Source organism: Halorubrum sp. AJ67 (genome assembly GCF_000513435.1).
Genome location: NZ_CBVY010000014.1, coordinates 85,848 through 87,749 on the forward strand (window position 1 = coordinate 85,848; position 1,902 = coordinate 87,749).

1 protein-coding gene and 1 pseudogene are annotated in these 1,902 nt (G+C 70.0%); both read right to left on the minus strand.

What is annotated here, in order from left to right; all coding sequences use genetic code 11:
- Positions 1–458: 458 nt before the first annotated feature.
- Entirely contained in the window at positions 459–1,436 is a 978-nt protein-coding gene (locus tag BN903_RS11465; RefSeq protein WP_048077848.1) for a DUF6293 family protein, read from the minus strand.
- 117 nt (positions 1,437–1,553) lie between these two features.
- Positions 1,554–1,902, minus strand: a pseudogene (locus tag BN903_RS11470) (nicotinate-nucleotide diphosphorylase (carboxylating)); the annotation flags it as partial.

Genomic DNA, 1,902 nt, shown 5'->3' on the forward strand with positions numbered 1-1,902 from the left:
GATCCCGGCCGGACCGTCGCGACGGCCCGCCGGGCGCAGGCGAGCGTATCGGTGAACCCGGTGTCGCAGAAGCCGAACCCGTGCGGTGGCGCGTGCCGGTGAGCGCCGCATCGCGGCGCGAACCGCACACGCGAGGGAGTCGACCGGTCGGAGCGAAGCGGAGACCGGTCGACGAGGCTGGGGAGGCGTGAGGCTGCGGTTGCGGTGCGGGGTGGGACTCGAAGGGGCAGTCGCGAGGACGAAGACGCGCGACGTAAGGACCGCAGGAGCGAGCAACGCGAGCGACGAGGACCGCAGCGAGCGCATCGAGTCCTCGCGACTGGGGCTTCGGCGGTCTCAGTTGTGAAGCCGTCTTCGACAAAAACAGTATCGTACAGCCGAGCGACTGGGGCTTCGGCGGTCTCGGTCACCGAGTTCGTCGTCCCGTAACGAACATCTGGGGCTTCGGTGACCGCGTATCAGGCGATGTCGCGGTCGTCGTCGGCGTGCGCGCGGACCCACAGCCGACCGATCCGCGAGAGGCTCGTCCGGTAGGACTTCCCGTGTTCCTCGCGCTCGATGTATCCCTTCCCGCCGGGGCCGAGCCGGTCGACGTTGTAGATGACCTTCGAGCGGAACGAGTCGGTGTACTCCTCGTTGAGCTCGTCGGCGAGCGCCTCCGCCAGCTCCGAGACGGACTCGAACTCGCCGTGTTCGCCGAGGGTGAACAGTACCAGCTCCTCGAACGGCTTGACGTTCTGGAACGAGGCGACCGGGAGCTCGATGACGTGGCTGTCGCCGATGCGCTTCGCGCCGATGGTCGTGCCGCGCTCGTCGAACTCCGCGAGCAGGTCGGTGGTGCTCGCCAGCCGGTCGGAAACGCGGTCGGGGTCGACGCCCGCCTCGGCGAGCGCGTCGGCGTCGCTCCCGGCGTCGAGGTCCCGGAGGAGGTCCCGCGTCGCGCGCAGCTCCTCGGCGAGTTCGGTCTCGAGGTACTTCTCGGGGGCCGTGTAGTAGGTGTGGATGCGGTCGCGGTCCGCCTGCCGCTCGACCATGATCGAGTGGGCCGCGGTGGCGAACGCGAACGAGACCGGCCGCGGCATCGAACAGAGGTTCACCCACACCTCGCGCTCGTCCGCGGGAGGGGCGGCGTCGCCGGCGTCCTCCGCGGCCCCTCCGTCGCGGTCGAGCTCCGCGTTGATCAGGTCGTAGGCGCGCTCGAAGGCGGCGTCGTAGTCGTACACGTCGGTCAGCTTCTCTCGCACCGTCTCCGCGCCGAGCAGGTTCTGGAAGTCCTGTTCGAGCTTCCGCGCGATGTTCCGCGAGTACTCGACGTTGCCCTCGCTGCCGACCGTCCCCTCCAACAGGATCACCCGGTCGACGTCGAACTGGTCCCGGATGAGGGGGGCGATCATCCGGTCGTAGTCGAACCCGACCGGAACGATGTGGGTCTGCATACGTGGGACGTACTGGTCGGGGTCATAAAAATCGGACCGTGTCGAGGCCCGCGCCGCGAGAGGATCGACGGTCGCGCCGCGCACGAGGCGAGACGAGTCACACCTCGTCGCTCGACGCTATCCGTCTCCCCCGGTGCGGAAGGAGAGGTCGAGCGTCGGCGCGGAGTGGGTGAGCCCGCCCATCGAGATCACGTCGACGCCGGTCGCGGCGTAGTCCGGGACGGTCTCGACGGTGATCCCGCCGGACGCCTCGGTCAGCGCGTCCGCGTCGCCGGCCGCCACGCGGTCCACGGCTTCGCGCGTCTCCGCGGGCGTCATGTTGTCCAGGAGGACCACGTCAGCGCCGGCCGCCGCGGCGCGCGCGGCGTCGGTCGGGTCCTCCACCTCCACGTCGAGGGCGGTCGCGAAGGAGGCCCGCTCTCGGAACCGCTCGATCGCACCGACCAGCCCCAGCTCGGCGACGTGG